Below are 19,496 nucleotides of genomic sequence, written 5' to 3' on the forward strand. Positions count from 1 at the left end.
GTTCGGGCGGTGTGCGTTCAGTTCTTCCAGGCCCAGTAGAGCTGCGCTGGCGGCACGTTCCACCATTCCATGTCGTGATCGATGCGGGTGAAATGCGGCGCGATGAAGTCGCGCACCTTGGGGCTGAACTGATAGACCAGGAACGCGCCGCCGGGCCGGAGCACGCGCTGCGTTGCCTCTGCGATTGCCGGGCCGACTCCCGCCGGCAGGGTGGAAAAGGGCAGGCCGGAAAGGACGAAGTCCGCCGCCTCATGCCCGTGTTCGGCGACGATCGCCTCGACGTCCGCCGCCGAGCCTTCGACCGCGACGAAGCGCGAATCGACGATCGTGTGATCGAGATAGCGGATGAAATCGGCGTTGGTGTCGATAGCGATCAAGGTCGCGTCGGGCGCCATCCGCTCCAGGATCGGGCGGCAGAAGGTGCCGACGCCGGGGCCATATTCCACGAACAGCTTGCAGTTCGCCCAATCTACCGGGGCCAGCATCTTGTCGATGAGCTTGCCCGAGGAGGGGATGATCGACCCCACCATCACGGGATGCTTCAGGAACCCGGAGAAGAACATCTGCCAGGGGCCCGGTACGCCGGTACGGGATCTCTCGCGGCGCACCGCACTGGTGGAGCTTGGCATGGAGGAAAGATATCTCCCGAACGGATCGTCAAACGTGCCGAACGCGGCACACGCACGTCGGTTGCCATAGCGGGGTTGCGCCGCCGCCCCAAGGCCCTAATCGAGCCGCATGAATAACGTTGCGGGGCAGGGGAGGGGCGCGCACGCACGCGGCCGGGGCAAGCGAAACGGTAAACCGTTGGACCGACGCTTTGCCCTTTTGTTCATGGTGATGCTGACGATCGCGGCGGGAAATACCGCGCTGCAATCGGTGCTGCCGGCGCTCGGGCGATCGCTTGGCGTGGCCGACAGCGCGGTGGCGGCGGCCTTCTCCGTTTCCGCGCTTCTGTGGGTCATCGCTGCCCCATTCTGGGCCAATCGTTCGGACCGCCACGGCCGCCGCGTGATGATCCTCCTTGGCATGGGCGGCTTCTGCGTCAGCCTTGCGACCTGCGGCGTTTTTCTTGCCGCGGGGATCAACGGGTGGATCGGCGGGACGACCGCCTTCCTGCTCTTCATCATGGGGCGGATCATCTACGGCACCTTCGGTTCGGCCGCGCCGCCGGCCGTCCAGGCGATGGTCGCTGGTGAGACGACGCGGGAGGAGCGCACGCGCGCGTTGACGCTGATCGCCAGCGCCTTCGGCCTCGGCACCATCCTGGGCCCGGCGATCGCGCCGTATCTCTTGCTCGGCCATTTCGGGCCCGTCGAGATCGGGCTTGCCGGGCCGGCGTTCGTCTTCACCATCTTTGGTGTGGCGATGTTCCTGACGGTGCGCGCCATGCTGCCCGATGATCGCGATCTGGCGAACGTGCACGGCGGCACCACAGGCTATCCCTCGATCGGCGGGCAGGGGACCGGCGCCAGCGTACGCAGCGCGACCGAGCCGAAGGGCGGCGCGAAGGTAAGTTACTTCGATCGCCGAATCCGCGCCTGGATGATCGCCGGCCTCGTCATGGGCCATGCCCAAGCGATGACCGGCCAGGCGATCGGCTTCCTTGTGATCGACCGGTTGAACCTGCCGCCGGCACTGGCGCTCGAGCCTACCGGCATCGTGCTGATGATGGGCGCGGGCACGGCGCTGCTGGCGCAATGGGGGATCATCCCGACGCTTAACCTCGCGCCGCGCGCCCTGGTGCTCGTCGGCCTCGTGCTGGCGGCCGCGGGTACGACCCTCACGGGTTTCGCCGACTCTCTCTACGGCATTGCCACGGCTTATGCGCTCGCCAGCCTCGGCTTCGGCTTCACGCGACCGGGGTTCACGGCGGGATCGAGCCTGGCCGTGGGCCCGGGGCAGCAGGGATCGGTCGCCGGCAAGGTGACGAGCGTCAACGGGGCGAGCTTCGTGCTTGGGCCGTCGATCGGCGTTGGCCTTTACGAGGTCTGGCATTCGCTGCCGTATTTCGTCGCCGGCATCGGCTGTATCGCGCTGTTCGCCTATTGCTGGGTAGCCCTGCGCGAGCCCGATCCGCAGGAGGTGGCGGCGTTCGACGATCCGGTGATCTGAATCCTTCGTTGCGGTCCCGCCCCAGCAGCCGTAGACGCGCGCGCCATGACTGACTCCTCCATCAAGCGCGTCGTCCTTGCTTACTCGGGCGGCCTCGACACCAGCGTCATCCTGAAGTGGCTGCAGCAGACGTATAACTGCGAAGTCGTGACGTTCACCGCCGATCTCGGCCAGGGCGAGGAGCTGGAGCCGGCACGTCGCAAGGCCCAGCTGGCGGGCGTGAAGCCGGAGCACATCTTCATCGACGATCTGCGCGAGGAGTTCGTCAGGGATTACGTCTTCCCGATGATGCGCGCGAATGCGACGTATGAGGGACTGTACCTGCTCGGCACGTCGATCGCGCGTCCGCTGATCGCCAAGCGGCAGATCGAGATCGCGCGTCAGGTCGGCGCCGATGCCGTCAGCCATGGAGCGACCGGTAAGGGTAACGATCAGGTCCGCTTCGAACTCGGCTATTACGCGCTGGCGCCCGATATCAAGGTGATCGCACCGTGGCGTGAGTGGGATCTCACCAGCCGCACCCGCCTGATCGAGTTCGCCGAGCAGAACCAGATCATGGTGACGAAGGACAAGCGCGGCGAATCGCCGTTCTCGACCGACGCGAACCTTCTGCACACCTCGTCCGAGGGCAAGGTGCTGGAGGATCCGTGGGAGGAAGTGCCGGATTACGTCTATTCCCGCACCGTGAACCCGGAGGACGCGCCCGACGCACCGGAATATATCACCGTCGATTTCGAGCGCGGCGACGGCGTGGCGCTGAATGGCGAGGCATGTTCGCCTGCGACGCTGCTGGCCAAGCTGAACGACCTTGGCCGCAAGCACGGCATCGGCCGGCTCGACCTGGTCGAGAACCGCTTCGTCGGCATGAAGAGCCGCGGCATGTACGAGACGCCGGGCGGCACGATCTATCACCTGGCGCATCGCGGCATCGAGCAGCTGACGCTCGATCGCGGCGCAGCGCACCTGAAGGACGAACTGGCGATCAAATACGCCGAGCTGGTCTACAACGGCTTCTGGTTCTCGCCGGAGCGCGAGATGCTGCAGGCGGCAGTCGACTACAGCCAGGAGAAGGTTTCCGGCACGGTTCGGCTGAAGTTGTACAAGGGCAATGTCGGCGTCGTCGGCCGCAATTCGCCCAACTCGCTCTACAGCGAGAAGGTAGTGACGTTCGAGGACGATCAGGGCGCTTATGACCAGCGCGACGCGGAAGGCTTCATCAAGCTCAACGCGCTTCGCCTCCGCCTGCTGGGTCGCCGCGACGGCCGCTGATCTCGGCTCGGGCGCGGCGAAGCGCCGCGCCCCGGTCACGTGGTCGTTTCTGACCGGGAACGAGTCCGGCGGATGTGGCGTTCATCAATCGCCTGGGGTGCTCGCACCCCGAGTTGAAGGGAGATTGTGATGAAGGGTGCTACATTCGCCGCGGTGCTGCTCGGCGCGTCCGTGCTCACCGCCTGCGCCAATACACGCGAAGACGTGGTTGCGCCTGCACCGCCCGCCGGCCCGGGCGCGCTCGTCGGCACCGTTGCCGCGGATCGCGACGGCGACGGGATCGTCGACGGCTATTACACCGCAGACGGCATCTATGTGGCGTTCCAGGCACCGCCGTGCCCGACCCCGCCGCCGCCGCCCCCGCCGCCCACCCCGCGCGGCGAGCGAGGCTAAGACTTGCCGGTCGGCCCCAGCGCGCCGGCCCGGCGCGTCGGCCGGCTGGCATCACTGATGTTGATCGCGGCGGTGGCGCTTCCGGGCGTCGCCGTCGCCCAGACCGTTGCTCCCGAGGCGGCAGCCAGCCAGCCCGACAATGCGGTTGCCCAGGCAATCCGCAGTCAGGTGGGTGGGCGCCTCAAGGATTTTTACCGTTCACGCGGTTATTGGCCGCTGTGGATCGTCGACAATGCGCCGGGCCCACAGGCGGTGGCGCTGGTCGACGTGATCGACATGATCGAAGTCGATGGGCTGCGGCCAAGCCGCTACTCGCCCGATCGCCTGCGGCGGCTGATCGACGAGGCGCAGGACGGCAATCTGCGCGCACTTGCCTATCTCGAGATCGCGCTGAGCAGCACGCTTGCCGATCTTGTGCGGGACATGCGCCAGCCGAACGTCGAGATTCGCTACCTCGAGGAATCGCTCGCGCCGACGAAAGTGAAGCCGGATGACGTGCTGCGCCGCGCTGGGCTGGCCAAGTCGATGCCGGATTATGTCCGCAATCTGGGTTGGATGAACCCGCTCTATGTGCAGCTTCGCGAGGCTTTGGCGGCGAGTGAGGGCGGCGGCGGTGATCCGGGGGTTCTGGTGCCCGGCGGACCACTGCTCAAGCCTGGTGCGACGGGTGAGCGTGTCATGCTGCTTCGTCAGCGATTGGGGCTGCCCGATGGCGACAGCTATGATCCCGCGCTTGCCGCTCGCGTGCGAAGCTTCCAGGCGTCGCGCGGCATGCCGGCAGACGGTATCGTCGGCGCGAAGACGCTGGCGGCGCTGAACGCGCTGGAGAGCGGGCCTGATCGAACCGCGCTGCTTCGGCTCAACCTCGAACGTGCGCGGCTGCTGCCCGATGCATATACGCGGCACATCGTGGTCGACGCGGCCGCCGCGCGGCTCTGGTATTACGGCGCCGGCGCAGAGCAGGGGACGATGCGCGTCGTCACCGGCACGCCTGAGACGCAGACGCCGATGATGGCCGGCATGGTCCGCTACGCGACGCTCAACCCTTATTGGAACGTGCCGGTGGATCTGGTGCGGAAGCGAATCGCGCCCAAGGTACTGGCGGGCACCTCGCTGGAGCGTCAGGGCTATGAAGCGCTTTCGGACTGGACGCATGATGCGCAGGTGATCCCGTCCAACTCGATTGATTGGCAGGGCGTGGCGGACGGCACGGTCGAGCCGCGCGTGCGCGAGCTGCCCGGCCGGGGCAATTCGATGGGCTCCGTCAAGTTCATGTTCCCCAACGATCTGGGCATCTACCTTCACGATACGCCGCAGAAGAACCTGTTCGCCAAACCCGATCGGCACTTCTCGAATGGCTGCGTGCGGCTGGAAGATGCGCCGCGGCTCGGTCGCTGGCTGTTCGGCAGCCCGCTGAAGCCGGACAGCTCCAAGCCGGAGCAGCACGTGCCCGTGCCGGAACCCGTGCCGGTGTACCTCATGTACTTTACCGCCAGCCCCAGCGAGGGCGGCGTGAAATATGTCGCGGACGTCTACAATCGCGACGAACCTGCGCTGCAGCACCTCGCCAGTCGCTAAGGGGGAAGGCAGGGCGTTAACCACGCCTCAACCATCCTTCGTCATTGCCGATGCTGCATTGCCATGGGGTAGTGCTTTGGGGCGGGCATCACATGGCGAATCCTGTCGGCACGGTGGACGTGGCGATCATCGGCGCGGGACCGGCGGGGCTGACGGCGGCCTATCTGCTGGGCAAGGCCGGCTATTCGGTCACCGTGATCGAGAAGGACCCGCGCTACGTCGGCGGGATCAGCCGCACCGTCGAGCATGAGGGCTTCCGCTTCGACATCGGCGGGCACCGCTTCTTCTCGCGATCGAAGGAAGTCGTCGATCTCTGGAACGAGATCCTGCCGGACGATTTCATCGAGCGGCCGCGGATGAGCCGCATCTATTACGAGGGGAAATTCTACAGCTATCCGCTGCGTGCGTTCGAGGCGCTGTGGAACCTTGGCGTCTGGCGGTCAGCGTCGTGCATGGCGAGCTTCGCCAAGGCCAAGCTGATGCCCAACAAGAGGGTGCAGAGCTTCGAGGACTGGACCGTCAACGCGTTCGGCTGGAAGCTGTATTCGATCTTCTTCAAGACCTACACCGAGAAGGTGTGGGGCATGCCGTGCGACGAGATGAGCGCGGACTGGGCGGCGCAGCGGATCAAGGGGCTGTCGCTGTGGGGTGCCGTTACCGACGGGCTGAAGCGCAGCCTTGGCCTCAACAAGCGGCCGAACGACGGGATGGCCGTCAAGACGCTGCTGGAAAGCTTTCGTTATCCGCGGCTCGGGCCGGGCATGATGTGGGAAGCGGCGCGCGATCATGTGGTGGCGCACGGCAACCATGTGCTGATGGACCACAAGCTTAAGCAGCTGGCGTTCAATGACGTTACGCAGCAGTGGACGATGACCGCGGTTGATGGCGATGGCGGGCAGGTCGCGATCAAGGCGGCGCACGTCATTTCCTCGGCGCCGATGCGCGAACTCGCGAGCCGGCTGCATCCGCTGCCGGCTGCGCTGCCGGAGGCCGCGAACCTCAAGTATCGTGACTTCCTGACCGTCGCACTGATGATCCGCTCGCCTGACCTGTTCCCGGACAATTGGATCTACATTCACGATTCCAAGGTGAAGGTGGGGCGGGTGCAGAACTTCCGTTCCTGGTCACCCGAGATGGTGCCCGATCCCGATCTCGCCTGTGTCGGCCTCGAATATTTCTGCTTCGAGGGCGACGGTTTGTGGTCCGCGAGTGACGACGAGCTCGTCGCGCTGGCGAAAAGGGAGATGGCGCAGCTTGGCCTCTGCGCAGCCGAGCAGGTGGTCGGCGGTACGGTCGTACGGCAGGAGAAGGCTTATCCCGTTTATGACGAGGATTATGCCGCGAACGTCGAGATGCTCCGACAGGAGATCGAGACGCGCTATCCGACGCTCCACTGCGTCGGCCGCAACGGCATGCACCGCTACAACAATCAGGATCACGCGATGATGACCGCGATGCTGACGGTGCGGAACATCGAGGCTGGGGCGCGGGTGTACGATATCTGGGCGGTGAACGAGGACGCCGAGTATCACGAGAGCGGCAACGAGGGTGAGCGCGCGGCGCTCGCCAGCGTGCGTGTCGTGCCGGAACGCCTGAAGGCGGCGTGATCCTGTGGAAGCGGGGCAACTGACCGGCCCTTTCGTCCCGAGCGGTGGCGAGGGACGTGTGGCCGGAGAGCCGGTTCAAGAACGAGCCTTCACCTCTTTTGGCATAGCCACGGCGGAGCCGGGCGACGAAATCGAGACCGGCTCAATCCTGGTCCCGGTGCTTGTCGCCTGGTTGCTGGCCGCGATCGTCCTTTCGCTGGCGATGGCGGACAATATCGCGACGTTGCGCTTCGCCGATCCGGACGATCCGATGCGTTTGGTTCAGGTGCGTGACTGGCTGGCCGGGCAGAGCTGGTGGGATGTTGCGCAGCATCGGCTCAATGGCGGTGCCTTCCCGATGCATTGGTCGCGGCTCGTCGATCTACCGATCGCAGCGGTGCTGATGCTCGCCAGCCCGCTCGGCGAGCCCGCGGCGACGCGGATCGCGCTGGTTGTGGTGCCGCTGCTTTCGCTGCTGGCCGCCATGGCACTGGTGGCGCAGATCACGCGGCGAGTCGCGGGGGTAGAGGTGGCGCGCTACGCCGTGCTGCTGGCGCCGCTATCCGTGTCGCTGGTTTACCAATTGCGGCCGATGCGCGTCGATCATCATGGCTGGCAGATCTTGTTGGCGCTTGCAGCCGTTGCCGCGTTGCTCGGGCGGTCCACGTTTCGCGGCGGGGCCTTGGCGGGTTTCGCGCTTGCGGCCCTGCTGACGATATCGCTGGAGGGCATGCCGATTGCCGCCTGTATCGCCGGTGTCGCGGCGCTTGCCTGGGCATGGCAGCCGGAGCGGCGGCCGTTTCTGCTGGGGCTGGGCTGGAGCCTGTTCGTCGGCGCGTTGGCGCTGCATCTTGCCACGCGCGGACCAGCGGTCCTTGCACCGGCCTGCGACGCGATTGCGCCGGCATGGCTGGCGATGCTCGGCGTTGCGGCGCTGGGCATCACCATTGCCTCCATGGCGGGGACGCGGACCGGACCGATGGGGCGGGCCGCGATGCTGGGTGGGGCCGGAGCGGCCACTGCGGCGACGCTGGTGGTGCTGTCGCCCGCGTGCATTGCTGGGCCGTTCGCGACACTGCCGCCGATCGTCTACGACCTGTGGTACGTCAATGTTCTGGAAGGCCGTCCGCTGTGGGAGCAGGATGCGTCCTGGGCTGCGATGAGCGTGGGGCTGCCGCTGGTCGGCCTTTATGGCGGCTGGCGCGCGTGGCGGGGGGCGACGGGAGAGCGGCGCGTGCGCTGGGCGCTGTTGCTGGCGGTTGCGACTGTTTCGTTCGCCATCGCGTTGATGGTGAACCGCGCGGGCGCGACCGCCAATGCTCTCGCCATTCCGGGCGCCGCGTCACTGTTGCTGGCGCTGCTCGTTCGGGCGCGAGGGATCTCGCGACTTGCGCCGCGGTTGGCTGCGACGGCCGGCGCGTTGCTGGTCGCGTCGCCCGGGCAGGTCGCGGCGATCGGCCTCATGGCGGCCGGGCGGCAGGACAGCGCGAGCGACGCCGCATCGGCGCCGCATCGCCCGTCATGCGACCGGGTGGGCGACGTGCGCGTGATCGGCCGGCTACCAGCGGGCATCGTCTTTGCCCCGATCGACATCACGCCGGACATCCTGGCGACCACCCATCATCGCGGCGTCGCCGGCGGCTACCATCGCGCGCCGCAGGCGCTGGCAGCGGTGCTGGAGGGCTTTTCTGCCGATCCGGAACGCGCACGGCGCATCATCCTCGCAAGTGGCGCCAGCTATGTGGCGGGTTGCCCCGGGCTGAATGAAACCGATCTTTATCGGGACCGATTTCCGAACGGCCTGTGGGCCCGGCTGGAGCGCGGGGAGCGGTTCGAGTGGCTGCAGCCGATCGCCACCGGCACTCCGGCACTGGCCTGGCGGGTCATTCGCCCCTTGCCCTCGCCGACACCCGAACCGTAAGGCGGGTTGATGGAGCAAACGGGGGCCCCCCTTCGCTGGTGGCAGACGCGCGCGTTCGTCTTGATCGCGACGCTTATCTCGATCGTGCCACTGCTGTGGCCCGAGATACCGCCGCTCGTCGACCTGCCCGGCCACATGGGCCGTTATCGCGTGCAGCTGACGCCCAGCGCCGATGCACCGTGGCTGGCCGAATGGTATGATTTCCAATGGTCGCTGATCGGCAACCTCGGCATCGACTTACTGGTCGTGCCGTTCGCCAAGCTGTTCGGCCTGGAATTGGGCGTGAAGCTGATCGTGATCTCGATCCCGGCGCTGACCACCGCCGGGCTGCTGTGGATCGCGCGCGAGGTGCACGGCCGAATCCCGCCGACGGCACTCTTTGCGCTGCCGCTGGCCTATAGCTACCCCTTCCAGTTCGGCTTCGTGAACTTCGCGCTGTCGATGGCGCTGGCGTTGTGCCTCTTCGCGCTCTGGCTGCGGCTCGCACGGCTCAAGCGGTTCGGCCTGCGCACCGCGATCTTCATCCCCGCCTCGTGCCTTCTGTGGCTGTGCCACACCTTCGGCTGGGGCGTGCTTGGCGTGCTCGCCTTCTCGGCCGAGATGATCCGCCAGCACGATGCCCGCAAAGACGCGGGATCGGGCCATTGGCTGGAGAGCTGGGTGCGCGCCGGGCTTGGCTGCGTGCCGCTCGCGCTGCCGATGGTGCTGATGATCTTCTGGCGCACTGGCGACCATGTGACTGGCCAGACGGCGGACTGGTTCAACTGGCAGGCCAAGGTCGCCTGGGTGATGATGGTCCTGCGCGACCGGTGGGAGCTGTGGGACATCGCCTCCACTGCGATCTGCCTGCTGATCCTGTTCAAGGGGCTGCGCGATCCGGCAATCGAGTATTCCCGCAACCTCGCGCTGTCGGCGCTGTTCCTGCTCGCCGTCTTCGTGCTGCTGCCGCGGATCGTATTTGGATCTGCTTATGCGGACATGCGGCTTGCCCCGTTCGTCATCGCCATTGCGCTGATCGCGATCCGGCCGCGGCCGGCGATGACGGCGCGGCATGCCTCGATCCTTGCGACGCTTGGTCTTGCCTTCTTCCTCGCGCGTACCGCCGGCACGACGGTCAGTTACTGGATGTTCGACCGGGATTACGACACCGAACTGGCCGCGCTGGACAAGGTGCCGGTCGGCGCGCGCCTCGTCACCTTCGTTGGCACCAACTGCCACAACGAATGGAAGATGAGCCGGCTGGAACATTTGCCGGCAATCGCGCTGGAGCGAAAGCTTGCCTATGCCAACGATCAATGGTCGATGGCCGGCGCACAGCTGTTGACCGCGCGCTACCGTCAGGCCGGCATGTTCGCGCATGATCCATCGGAAATCGTGACGCCGGGCTGGTGCCCGCGCGAATGGTGGAAGCCGATCGACTTCTCGATGGCCCGCTTCCCGCGCGAGGCGTTCGACTATGTCTGGTTGATCCGCACGCCGCCGTTCAATTCGCGCTACGCCAGTGACCTTGACCGGATCTGGCGCTCGCCGACCGGCGCGAGTGCGCTGTTCAAGGTGAACCACGATCGCCCGGCGCCGCAGATCACCGATGAGGAGCTGTACCCCAAGTGGTTCCTCGAGTTGCGCGAGCGGCGGATGCGCGCGCGCCAGCAGGAACTGCCGCCGCCGCCGAAGTCCTGAATCGACAGCGCCGCGCAAAAATGCGGCATGCCGCGCATCCGATTGCCGGGTGACGTGTTTGCTTCCTCATAAGAAGACTCGGGGGGCGCTGCATGAATCGTTGGGTGGCCGCGGGCGCGGCGGGGATCGCTTGTCTCGCGATTCCCGCGGCGGCAGAGACCAACCATGGCGGGCAGATCTGGGGCAGCGTGCAGGTGATCGCCCCGATCAGCGACGATTGGTTCCTGACCAGCGAGATCCAGCCGCGCTTCACCACCCGCAATGCCGCCACCGCCCCGATCACTTTTATTCCGCCGGTGATCTCGTGGCGTAAGAACGAATCGCTGATCCTGTCGGGCGGCTATCTCTACGCACTGATTGATGGCGCGCGCTTGCCGAAGGACCTGCACGAGAACCGCTTCTTCCAGCAGGCATCGTACCGGCTGGGCGCGGTCAGCCGTATCGGACTTCGCGCGCAGACCCGGCTGGAACAGCGCAATCGCTCCACTGGGAAAGACTGGAACCTGCGCGTCGCGCAGCAGGTGCTGGTCGCGACGCCGCTGACGCGCAAGGAAAGCGGCGGGCCGGTCGGCGTCCTTTCGATGGAGCTCTACTGGAACCTGACCGATGCCGATTGGGGCGCCCGCAAGGGCTATGACGATCTATGGACCTATGCTGGCGTGCAGTTGCCGGTCGCGGAGGCGGCGGCGCTCGAGCTTGGATATCTCAATCAGCGCCAGCGTGCGGTGAATGGCCGGGCGAACATGAATCACGCCGCGGTGGTCGGTGTGTCTTTCCGGCTGTCTCCGAAGATCCGGCCACCAGTCGCGGTGCGCACGCTCGGGCCGGAGGCGGGGCCGCCATCAGGCTATGAAAGCGTGGTGATCAAATAGGGCGGCCGCTCGGGATATGGCGCCCTAGCCGCGTTTGAAGGGCGTCATGCGGCCGAGAAACTCCTGGTCCGCCTCTACCGCGGCACGTTCGCGCACCAGATAGTCGGCCACCGCGCGACGAAACCCCGGGTTGGGGATGTAGTGCGCCGACCAGGTGGAGATCGGCGCATAGCCGCGCGCAAGCTTGTGTTCGCCCTGCGCGCCCGCCTCGACGGTGGAGAGCCCCCGCGCGATCGCGGCATCGATCGCCTGGTAATAGCAGAGCTCGAAATGGAGGAACGGTACGTCCTCCGTGCAGCCCCAGTAGCGCCCGTAGAGGGCATGGCCGCCGATGAGGTTGAGCGCGCCGGCAATCGGCACGCCGTCCCGCTCCGCGAGGATCAGGAGAACCCGCTCGCCCATTTGCTCGCCCAGCAGCGGAAAGAAGCTGCGGGTGAGGTAGGGGCGCCCCCACTTCCGCGCGCCGGTGTCCTGGTAAAAGGTCCAGAAGGCGTCCCACTCACGTGAGCCGATCTCACGGCCGGTGAGATGGCGGATGGTGAGGCCCTCGACGGCTGCGGCGCGTTCCTTGCGGATCGCCTTGCGCTTCCGGCTCGCAAGCGTGTCGAGGAAATCGTCGAAGCTGCCAAAGCGCTGGTTCTGCCAGTGGAACTGGGTGCCTTCCCGGATCAGCCAGCCCGCCGCCTCGAACGCTGCCACCTGATCACGCTCGACGAAGGTTGCATGTGCGGAGGAGAGGTTGTGCTGGTCTGTGACGGCCTCTAGCGCGGCGATCAGCGCAGGTGCCGCGGTGGGATCGCGCAGCAGCAGGCGCGGACCCGGCACCGGGGTGAAGGGTGCGGCAACCTGAAGCTTCGGGTAATAGTTTCCGCCCGCGCGCTCCCAGGCGTCTGCCCAGGCGTGGTCGAAGACATATTCGCCCTGGCTGTGTGACTTCGCATAGGCCGGCGCGACTGCCACGGGGGCGCTATCCGCTCCGTCGACGATGACAGGAATCGGCTGCCACCCACTTCGCCCGCCGACGCTGCCCGATCGCTCAAGCGCGCTGAGGAAGGCGTGGCTGACGAAGGGGTTGTCGCTGCCGGCGCAGGCATCCCACTGGTCGGCGGGGATGCTGGCGACGCCGTCGGCGAGGCGGGCGGTGACGGCGGTCATGCCCGCCTAATCTAGGGTGCGATCGCTCGCGCTCAAGCCACGGCGATGATGGCGTCGATCTCGACCGCCGCATTGCGCGGCAGCGCGGCGACGCCGACTGCGGCGCGGGCATGCTTGCCGGCATCGCCGAACAGCGCGACCATCAGGTCAGACGCACCGTTCGCCACTTCCGGCTGATCACCGAAACCGGGCGCGGAATTGACGAACACGCCGAGCTTCAGGATCCGCGCAACCCGCGAGAGGTCGCCGAGCGCGGCCTTCACCTGCGCCACCACCATCAGCGCACAGAGCTGGGCGGCATCCTTGCCCGCTGCGACATCGAGATCGTCACCCAGCCGGCCGGTCACCACCTTGCCATCGCGGAACGGCAGCTGGCCCGACACATGGAGCAACCCGCCGGCCTCGACCGTGGGGACGTAGGTGGCAACGGGAGCGGCGGCCTGCGGCAGCGTCAGGCCAAGCTCTTCGAGCGCGCGATCGGTACGGTTCGTCATGACCTCGGGTTCAACACAGCGCCTTCGAAGCGTCAATCCTCTGCGGGGCGCCCATCAGCGAAGCGCTGCGTGATCCAGGGCAGCGCCTGAGTCCAATCATCGATCCGCGCATGCGCCGCCGGGGCGGGGGGCACGCCCGGCGCGAGCGCAGGCTCGGCCACCATGTGCAGGCGGTGGACATGAGGCGCGAGTTCGGCGACCGATTCGTGGTGATGCGGCAGATCGTCGATGAACACGGTGACGGGATTGCCGTGCTCCGCCACCAGCGCGGCCACCGGACCGCCCTTGGGCCCCTGGTTACATTCGACCCGATGCTCGATGCCGAAAGCGGAGAGCTGCTCGATGCGATGCACGCGGCAATCGTCCTGCAGGTTGGTGAGGATCACGATGTCCGCCACCTCGGCAATCGCGGCCAGCGCTTCTCGGGCATGGGGCACCAGCGTCTGCCGCCCCATCTGGTGCGGGAAGAAGCCGCCGAGGAAGCCCATCATCTCCTCGCGCTCGACGGGGGCGCCGGTGCCGCGACGGCGCATGTTCTTCGCCAATTCCCAGCTCGATGGCGTGAAATCGATGTCATGCGCATCGCCCAGCCATTCGCCGAAATGCCGCACCATGTGCAGCAGCACCTCGTCACAATCGGAGATCAGCAGCGGACGCTTCATGCGGTTTCCAGTGTTTGGCGGGCGCGGACCAGGGCCTCGGGCCGGCTGTCGATCGCTGCGGCGCAGGCGATCAGATCGGGTTCGTATGCCTCCAGGAACTGAAGGCAGGCGGCGAGTACGGCTGGCTTGGTAAGCCGCGCGCGCAGATCATCGGGATCAAGGCCGGTGAGCGAGATCAGGCGGGAAGCGCGATCGGGCTCCTGCAACGTCCACACCAGCGCACGCAGCGCGAGCGCATCGGCAGGTTCTCCGTTTGAATCGCTCTGTCTCATTGCCTATCGTCATCCGCGAACGGGGGACAAACGCGCGTGGCAAAGAAGGTGCTCGTTGTCGAGGACAACGAACTGAACCTGAAGCTGTTTTGCGATCTGTTGCGGGCGCACGACTATGTGGTCGAACCGGTCCGCGATGGTCGAGAAGCGGTCGAACGTGCGCGCGAATTCGCCCCGGATGTGATCATCATGGACATCCAGATGCCGCATGTGACCGGCTATGAGCTGATCCTGGAGCTGAAGGCTGACGAACGGCTGCGCGAGATCCCGGTAATGGCAGTCACCGCTTATGCCGGGCGCGAGGACGAGGAGCGAATCCGCGCGGCGGGGGCTGAGGCCTATGTTTCCAAGCCGATCAGCCTGGTCCGCTTCATGGAGGCAGTGCGCGCGCTCACCGGACCAACGCCGAGCCTAGAGCAGCAGGCGGAAGGCAGCGCCCCCTAAGGCACTGTCACCAATATCCAGCGTGCCGCCATGAGCGACGGCGATCTGCCGGGCGAGATTGAGGCCGACGCCCGTGCCCTGAGCACGCGTGGTGAAGAAGGGCAGGAACACCTCCTGCCGCAGCGCGTCCGGCACGCCAGGGCCATTGTCCTCGACGGTGATGGCGACGCCATCGGCAGTGCGGGTGATCGAGAGCTTTACCTCCGGCTGGTCACCATGGGAGCTCGCTGCCTGTGCCGCGTTGCGCATCAGGTTGAGCAGCAATTGCGACAGGAGCGCGCGGTCGCCGTCAATCGTTGTGTCGGCGCATTCCACATCCAGCGCCACATGCGGCCATTCGGCGCGGAACAGCCGTTCATGCTCGTCGGCGAATTCGCGTGCCGAGAAGCGGTGGCGCACCACGCGCGGCTCGCGCGCGACGGCGCGGTAGCTGTCGATGAAGTGCCGCAGCCCCTCCGTGCGCCGGGCGAGCGCGCCGGCCGCCTCGCGCGCGTCGGCAATGCGCGGATCGGCAGTGTCGACGGACCCGAGCAGGCCGGCGGTGGTCTGCGCCAGCGACATCACGGGCGTCAGCGAATTCAGGATCTCGTGCGTCAGGACGCGCACGATATCGGTCTGCGCCGCCATCTCGACCGCGTCGAGCGTCTCCTGCACCGGCTGGACGACGACCGCGCTGGTCTGCCGACCGAGCCGGTTGAGCGAGGCGTGACGGACGAGCGTGCGCTTGGCACGGCCGTCGAGGTTCAGGATCAGCATCTCCTCGCTTTCGCGCGGATCGGCGAGGCGCGCGGCGAAGGTCGCGCCATAGACGGCGTAATCCTCCGGCCGCACGCCGCTATGACGCGCGAACAGGCGGCGGGCGGCCTTGTTGCCAAGCTCGACCCGGCCACCGTCGATCGTCAGCAGTGCGACCGGCATGTCGTCGATCAGCGCCTCGAAGTACCGCAGCTCGGAGTCGGTCTGCCCGCGCTGCTCGCGCAGCCGCCGGATCGTATCGTTCAGCGCCGCTCCGAGCGCACGAAAGCCGGCGCCGCCCCGTTCGGGGAAATGTGCCGCGAAGTCGCCGATCCGCAGCGCCTCGAGGAAGCGGGCGAGCGCGATGTTGGTTCGCTCGACGTGATACCACAGGGTCATCGCCGCGACGATGGCGACGCCGACCGCCACCAGACGGACCATCACGAAGGAGGGCGTACGGAAGGCCCACACCACCATCATCAGCGCCAGCACCAGCAGCGCGACGCGGAAGATCAGGCCGAGCGTGAAGCGCCCGTCAAAGCCCATGTTTTTCCATGCGCCGGTACAAAGCGGCGCGTGACAGGCCCAGTTCGGAGGCAGCGAGGGTGATATTGTAGCCGTGCTTGCGCAGCGCCTCCTCGACCAGCCGGCGCTCGACGCGGTCGAGGTTGAGATCGTCCGTCGCGGCACGGTGGGGCGCGGCGGCGGCATTGCGCGGCGCGGCCGCCTCGAGCCCGAAATCCTCGATCTCCAGCACCGGACCGGTGGAGAGGATCACCGCGCGTTCGACGGCGTGGCGCAGCGCGCGCACATTGCCTGGCCAGTCGTAGCGCGTCAGCGCGGCGCGCGCGCTGTCGCTCAGCGTCGGCCGCGGACGGTTGTATCGTTCGGCGTAGACGGTGAGGAAATGCTCCGCGAGGTCGCCGATATCCTCGGGCCGCTCGGCAAGCGGCGGCAGGGTGATCTCGACGGTATTGAGGCGGTAGAGCAAATCCTGCCGGAACACGCGTTCGTCCGTCAGCCGGTCCCGCGTCATATTGGTCGCGGCGATTACGCGGATGTCGACCTTGATCGGCTTGTTCGCGCCGACAGGCGTCACTTGCCGCTGTTCCAGCACGGTGAGCAACTTGGGCTGCAAGTGCAGCGGCAGGTTGCCGATTTCATCGAGGAACAGCGTGCCGCCATCCGCCTCCTGGATACGGCCGACCCGGTCGGTTCGAGCGTCGGTGAAGGCGCCCTTCACGTGGCCGAACAGCTCGCTGTCGATCAGCTCGGCCGATACTGCGCCAAGATCGACGGTCTGGAGGACGCGCCCCGCGCGCAGCGATCGCGCATGAAGCTCCCGCGCGACCAGCTCCTTGCCGGTGCCATTATCGCCCAGCACCAGGACGTTGGCGTCGGTGGGCCCGGCGCGCTCGATCAGCGAATGGACGCGTGCCATGGCGGGCGACCGGCCGAGCAGCGAGGACTTTGCGCCGCTACGCTCGGTATCCTGCCCGCGCGAGGCGCCGGCCGCGACCCGCGATCGGCGCAGCGCCGCTGCGGTGCGGACGGTGGCGAGCAGCCGTTCGTTCGACCACGGCTTTGGCACGAAGTCCGTCGCGCCGCGCTTCATCGCCTCCACCGCGACGTGGACGCCGGCATGGGCGGTGATCATGACCACCACGATCTCGGGATCGATCGCGACCAGTTGATCGAGCCAGGCAAGCCCTTCGCGCGCATCGGTCGCGCCGCGAGCGAAGTTGGCGTCGAGCAGCACTACGTCAGGCACGATGCTGCGGATTTCCGGAAGGGCCTCGTCCGGCGTGCCGGCCGTGATGATCTCCTGGAATAACGGCCGCAGCAGCAAGCGGGCGGCCAAAAGGATATCGTCGTCGTCATCGACGATGACGCATCGGTTGAATTCAGGCCCCATCCCGTTCGATCCCGTACAGCAAGTGTCCATCCGCGGACAATCAACAACTGTGCCACATTGATCATACACCTCGCCGGCGCGGAGGAAACCCCGGGAGATTTGTCAAAGAGCATCTCTCCACGCGCCAATTGGCACGCACGATGCAATGCTGTGTCTCATGATGAGGCAAGCCTGTAACCGTATCCTGATCGCTGCCGGTGCGATCGCTGTGGCGGCGAGTGTCTTGAGCGAACCCCGCCTGCCGCGATTATCGCTGACGATCACCACGCCGACACTGAGCTTGGCGGTCTCGCTGTGAGCATGCGCGGGGGCTTCTGCCGGAACTTTTCCTCGAGCTTCTGTCCGGAAGCGGACAATGCTTGCGTTCGGAAGCGGACATGAGCGTCGTTTCCTTGCCCAAGGATCGGGAAACGGGGAGCGCCGCGGTCTCCGGCAGCGGCATGGACCGGGTGATCGAGCGCCGGAAGATGCCGAAGGCGGTGATCGCGGGTGCAGTCGCGCTGGTCGTGTTGATCGCCGCCGGGCTATTCTGGTGGGCCGCGCCGCGCGCCGGGACTCAGAGCGTGGCGGCGGAGCGGCTGAACATCGCCACCGTCGCGCGCGGCACATTCGACGATTACATCCCGCTGCGCAGCCGGGTGGAGCCGCTTCTGACCGTCTACATCGACGCGATCGAGGGCGGCCGCGTCGAGGAAGTGCTGGTCGAGGACGGCGCCAACCTTGCCAAGGGGCAGCCGATCGCGGTGCTGTCGAATGCGGAGCTTCAGCTGTCGACCCTCGCGCGGCAGACCGAGGTGGAGCAGCAGATCAACAACATGCGCAGCCAGGAACTGGCGCTGGCGCAGACGCGCGTCGCCAATCAGCGCAACGTGCTGGAGGCTGAGCTGGCGCTCGACAAGGCGCGGCGTCAGTATGAGCGCGAGGCCCCGTTGGCGAAGCGCGGGTTCGTCGCCGGGCGGCAGTTCGCCGACACGACCGATCAATTCCATTACGAACAGCGCCGCGTCGCCGTGCTGCGCCAGGGGCAGACGACCGACGACCGGTTGCTGCGCAGCCAGCTGGCCCAGCAACGCGCCTCCACCGGATCGCTCCAGGCCGGGCTGGAACTTGCCCGTGCGAACCTCGAAGCGCTCAAGCTGCGCGCACCGGTGGCGGGGCAATTGTCAGGCTTCTCGATCCAGGTCGGCCAGTCGATGCAGCGCGGCGAGCGGATCGGGCAGATCGACAGCCCCGGCCGGAACAAGCTGCGCGCCGGCGTCGACGAATATTATCTCGGCCGGGTCGCGGTCGGCCAGCGCGCGACGATCGAGACGGCGGGCGGCCGGGGCGAGCGGCAGCAGGCACGGGTGACGAAGATCTTCCCGCAGGTGCAGAACGGCCAGTTCGAGATCGAGCTTCAGTTCGTCGGCACCGAGCCGGCCGGGTTGCAGCGCGGCCAGACGGTACAAGCCAGGCTCACCCTGGGCGATCCAACGCCGGCGGTGCTGATCCGCAACGGCGCCTTCTACAATGACACGGGCGGCGCCTGGGTCTTTGTCGTCACCCCGGACGGATCGCGCGCGGTGAAGCGCAACGTCCGCCTCGGTCGACGCAATGCCGATACGATCGAGGTGCTCGACGGGCTCAGCCCCGGCGAGCGCGTGATCACCTCTCCCTATACCGGGTTCGCCGACAAGGACGCGCTCGACCTCACCAAAGGAAAGGACATTTGATGCTCCGCATGCGTGATGTGGCGCGGCTCTATCGCACGGACAGCGTGGAGACGGTGGCGCTCGACGGGATCGACCTGGATATTGCCGCTGGCGAGTTCGTGGCCGTGATGGGGCCGTCCGGCTGCGGCAAATCGACGTTGCTCAACGTCGTTGGCATGCTCGATAGCCCGACCAGCGGATCCTATGTGTTCGATGGCACCGAGGTGGCGGGGCTTGCCGAAGGGAAACTTGCCGATTTCCGCAAGGAAAACATCGGCTTCATCTTCCAGAGCTTCAACCTGGTCGATGAGCTGTCGGTGCGCGACAATATCGAGCTTGCGCTCCTCTACCATGACGTGCCGGCTGCCGAGCGGCGGCGGCGCACCGACGAGGTGATGGATCGGGTCGGCATCGCGCATCGCGCGCGGCATCGGCCCAGCCAGCTGTCCGGCGGCCAGCAGCAGCGCGTGGCGGTGGCTCGCGCGCTCGTCGCCAAGCCCAAGCTGATCCTTGCAGACGAGCCGACCGGCAACCTCGACACCAATCATGGCGAGGAAGTGATGCGGATGCTGCAGGGGCTGAACGCCGAAGGGGCGACGATCGTGATGGTCACCCACTCGCCCGCGCATGCCGATTACGCCAGCCGCGTCGTCAACATGCTCGACGGGCGGATACTGCAAGAACGGCGCCGCGCGGCGTAACCGGCAAGGGGGG

General features: G+C 66.7%; 18 protein-coding genes. 11 read left to right on the plus strand and 7 right to left on the minus strand.

The window, feature by feature from the left end:
* Nucleotides 1–17 precede the first annotated feature (17 nt).
* The gene (locus ACH0AE_RS04515; RefSeq protein ID WP_294444734.1) at nucleotides 18–629 is read right to left on the minus strand and encodes a class I SAM-dependent methyltransferase; all 612 of its coding nucleotides are present in this window, start codon (nucleotides 627–629) and stop codon (nucleotides 18–20) included.
* 205 nt (nucleotides 630–834) lie between these two features.
* Here ACH0AE_RS04515 and ACH0AE_RS04520 point away from each other — a divergent pair, with 205 nt between their 5' ends.
* The 8 genes from ACH0AE_RS04520 to ACH0AE_RS04555 all read left to right on the plus strand — a co-directional run bounded on the left by ACH0AE_RS04520 (nucleotide 835) and on the right by ACH0AE_RS04555 (nucleotide 11,414).
* Nucleotides 835–2,115, plus strand: a complete 1,281-nt coding sequence (locus ACH0AE_RS04520; protein WP_294444748.1) for an MFS transporter — start codon at nucleotides 835–837, stop codon at nucleotides 2,113–2,115.
* 45 nt (nucleotides 2,116–2,160) lie between these two features.
* A complete protein-coding gene (locus ACH0AE_RS04525; protein ID WP_294444733.1) occupies nucleotides 2,161–3,384 on the plus strand; it encodes an argininosuccinate synthase in 1,224 nt (407 codons plus the stop codon).
* A gap of 129 nt (nucleotides 3,385–3,513) precedes the next feature.
* Nucleotides 3,514–3,777 (plus strand): hypothetical protein, encoded by a 264-nt coding sequence (locus ACH0AE_RS04530; RefSeq protein ID WP_406875487.1) that lies wholly within the window; start codon nucleotides 3,514–3,516, stop codon nucleotides 3,775–3,777.
* 57 nt (nucleotides 3,778–3,834) lie between these two features.
* Nucleotides 3,835–5,355 (plus strand): murein L,D-transpeptidase, encoded by a 1,521-nt coding sequence (locus tag ACH0AE_RS04535; RefSeq protein ID WP_294444332.1) that lies wholly within the window; start codon nucleotides 3,835–3,837, stop codon nucleotides 5,353–5,355.
* 92 nt (nucleotides 5,356–5,447) lie between these two features.
* A complete protein-coding gene (locus tag ACH0AE_RS04540; RefSeq protein ID WP_294444333.1) occupies nucleotides 5,448–6,962 on the plus strand; it encodes an NAD(P)/FAD-dependent oxidoreductase in 1,515 nt (504 codons plus the stop codon).
* 58 nt (nucleotides 6,963–7,020) lie between these two features.
* On the plus strand, nucleotides 7,021–8,862 hold the full coding sequence (locus ACH0AE_RS04545) for a hypothetical protein (protein ID WP_294444334.1): 1,842 nt from the start codon (nucleotides 7,021–7,023) through the stop codon (nucleotides 8,860–8,862).
* A 9-nt stretch (nucleotides 8,863–8,871) separates the two neighbouring features.
* Nucleotides 8,872–10,542, plus strand: a complete 1,671-nt coding sequence (locus tag ACH0AE_RS04550; RefSeq protein ID WP_294444335.1) for a hypothetical protein — start codon at nucleotides 8,872–8,874, stop codon at nucleotides 10,540–10,542.
* A 92-nt stretch (nucleotides 10,543–10,634) separates the two neighbouring features.
* Nucleotides 10,635–11,414: a DUF2490 domain-containing protein gene (locus ACH0AE_RS04555; protein WP_294444336.1), complete on the plus strand. Its 780-nt coding sequence runs from the start codon at nucleotides 10,635–10,637 to the stop codon at nucleotides 11,412–11,414.
* A gap of 24 nt (nucleotides 11,415–11,438) precedes the next feature.
* On the opposite strand, the gene ACH0AE_RS04560 is transcribed toward ACH0AE_RS04555, so the two are convergent.
* The 4 genes from ACH0AE_RS04560 to ACH0AE_RS04575 are packed head-to-tail and all read right to left on the minus strand — an operon-like array spanning nucleotide 11,439 to nucleotide 13,997.
* Nucleotides 11,439–12,569 (minus strand): GNAT family N-acetyltransferase, encoded by a 1,131-nt coding sequence (locus tag ACH0AE_RS04560; protein WP_294444337.1) that lies wholly within the window; start codon nucleotides 12,567–12,569, stop codon nucleotides 11,439–11,441.
* 32 nt (nucleotides 12,570–12,601) lie between these two features.
* Nucleotides 12,602–13,063, minus strand: coding sequence for a RidA family protein (locus tag ACH0AE_RS04565; RefSeq protein ID WP_294444338.1), 462 nt, complete (start codon nucleotides 13,061–13,063; stop codon nucleotides 12,602–12,604).
* A 32-nt stretch (nucleotides 13,064–13,095) separates the two neighbouring features.
* On the minus strand, nucleotides 13,096–13,725 hold the full coding sequence (locus ACH0AE_RS04570; protein ID WP_294444339.1) for an HAD family hydrolase: 630 nt from the start codon (nucleotides 13,723–13,725) through the stop codon (nucleotides 13,096–13,098).
* Complete coding sequence (locus tag ACH0AE_RS04575) at nucleotides 13,722–13,997, minus strand: DUF3572 domain-containing protein (protein WP_294444340.1); 276 nt, start codon at nucleotides 13,995–13,997, stop codon at nucleotides 13,722–13,724. The genes ACH0AE_RS04570 and ACH0AE_RS04575 overlap by 4 nt, the downstream gene beginning before the upstream one ends.
* 36 nt (nucleotides 13,998–14,033) lie before the next feature.
* Between ACH0AE_RS04575 and ACH0AE_RS04580 the strand changes: the two genes are divergently transcribed.
* On the plus strand, nucleotides 14,034–14,441 hold the full coding sequence (locus ACH0AE_RS04580; RefSeq protein WP_294444341.1) for a response regulator: 408 nt from the start codon (nucleotides 14,034–14,036) through the stop codon (nucleotides 14,439–14,441).
* Here ACH0AE_RS04580 and ACH0AE_RS04585 read toward each other — a convergent pair.
* Together ACH0AE_RS04585 and ACH0AE_RS04590 are read right to left on the minus strand one after the other, a co-directional pair.
* Complete coding sequence (locus ACH0AE_RS04585; RefSeq protein WP_294444342.1) at nucleotides 14,409–15,722, minus strand: PAS domain-containing sensor histidine kinase; 1,314 nt, start codon at nucleotides 15,720–15,722, stop codon at nucleotides 14,409–14,411. The two genes, ACH0AE_RS04580 and ACH0AE_RS04585, sit on opposite strands and share 33 nt — an antisense overlap.
* A complete protein-coding gene (locus ACH0AE_RS04590) occupies nucleotides 15,712–17,091 on the minus strand; it encodes a sigma-54 dependent transcriptional regulator (protein WP_294444343.1) in 1,380 nt (459 codons plus the stop codon). Before ACH0AE_RS04590 ends, ACH0AE_RS04585 begins: the two co-directional genes overlap by 11 nt.
* 377 nt (nucleotides 17,092–17,468) lie before the next feature.
* On the opposite strand from ACH0AE_RS04590, the gene ACH0AE_RS04595 reads away from it, so the two are divergent.
* A complete protein-coding gene (locus tag ACH0AE_RS04595; RefSeq protein WP_294444345.1) occupies nucleotides 17,469–18,803 on the plus strand; it encodes an efflux RND transporter periplasmic adaptor subunit in 1,335 nt (444 codons plus the stop codon).
* Nucleotides 18,803–19,483, plus strand: a complete 681-nt coding sequence (locus ACH0AE_RS04600) for an ABC transporter ATP-binding protein (RefSeq protein WP_294444346.1) — start codon at nucleotides 18,803–18,805, stop codon at nucleotides 19,481–19,483. Before ACH0AE_RS04595 ends, ACH0AE_RS04600 begins: the two co-directional genes overlap by 1 nt.
* The last annotated feature ends 13 nt before the right edge of the window (nucleotides 19,484–19,496 follow it).

The organism is Sphingomonas sp. 179-A 2A2 NHS (assembly GCF_045371305.1).
Taxonomy (GTDB): domain Bacteria; phylum Pseudomonadota; class Alphaproteobacteria; order Sphingomonadales; family Sphingomonadaceae; genus Sphingomonas.

Bases quoted from the DNA above. Each gene is read 5' to 3' on its own strand.
- ACH0AE_RS04515 (WP_294444734.1), bottom strand. From the start codon at position 629: ATGCCAAGCTCCACCAGTGCGGTGCGCCGCGAGAGATCCCGTACCGGC.
- ACH0AE_RS04520 (WP_294444748.1), top strand. From the start codon at position 835: ATGGTGATGCTGACGATCGCGGCGGGAAATACCGCGCTGCAATCGGTG.
- ACH0AE_RS04525 (WP_294444733.1), top strand. From the start codon at position 2,161: ATGACTGACTCCTCCATCAAGCGCGTCGTCCTTGCTTACTCGGGCGGC.
- ACH0AE_RS04530 (WP_406875487.1), top strand. From the start codon at position 3,514: ATGAAGGGTGCTACATTCGCCGCGGTGCTGCTCGGCGCGTCCGTGCTC.
- ACH0AE_RS04535 (WP_294444332.1), top strand. From the start codon at position 3,835: ATGTTGATCGCGGCGGTGGCGCTTCCGGGCGTCGCCGTCGCCCAGACC.
- ACH0AE_RS04540 (WP_294444333.1), top strand. From the start codon at position 5,448: ATGGCGAATCCTGTCGGCACGGTGGACGTGGCGATCATCGGCGCGGGA.
- ACH0AE_RS04550 (WP_294444335.1), top strand. From the start codon at position 8,872: ATGGAGCAAACGGGGGCCCCCCTTCGCTGGTGGCAGACGCGCGCGTTC.
- ACH0AE_RS04555 (WP_294444336.1), top strand. From the start codon at position 10,635: ATGAATCGTTGGGTGGCCGCGGGCGCGGCGGGGATCGCTTGTCTCGCG.
- ACH0AE_RS04560 (WP_294444337.1), bottom strand. From the start codon at position 12,569: ATGACCGCCGTCACCGCCCGCCTCGCCGACGGCGTCGCCAGCATCCCC.
- ACH0AE_RS04565 (WP_294444338.1), bottom strand. From the start codon at position 13,063: ATGACGAACCGTACCGATCGCGCGCTCGAAGAGCTTGGCCTGACGCTG.
- ACH0AE_RS04570 (WP_294444339.1), bottom strand. From the start codon at position 13,725: ATGAAGCGTCCGCTGCTGATCTCCGATTGTGACGAGGTGCTGCTGCAC.
- ACH0AE_RS04575 (WP_294444340.1), bottom strand. From the start codon at position 13,997: ATGAGACAGAGCGATTCAAACGGAGAACCTGCCGATGCGCTCGCGCTG.
- ACH0AE_RS04585 (WP_294444342.1), bottom strand. From the start codon at position 15,722: ATGGGCTTTGACGGGCGCTTCACGCTCGGCCTGATCTTCCGCGTCGCG.
- ACH0AE_RS04590 (WP_294444343.1), bottom strand. From the start codon at position 17,091: ATGGGGCCTGAATTCAACCGATGCGTCATCGTCGATGACGACGACGAT.
- ACH0AE_RS04595 (WP_294444345.1), top strand. From the start codon at position 17,469: ATGAGCGTCGTTTCCTTGCCCAAGGATCGGGAAACGGGGAGCGCCGCG.
- ACH0AE_RS04600 (WP_294444346.1), top strand. From the start codon at position 18,803: ATGCTCCGCATGCGTGATGTGGCGCGGCTCTATCGCACGGACAGCGTG.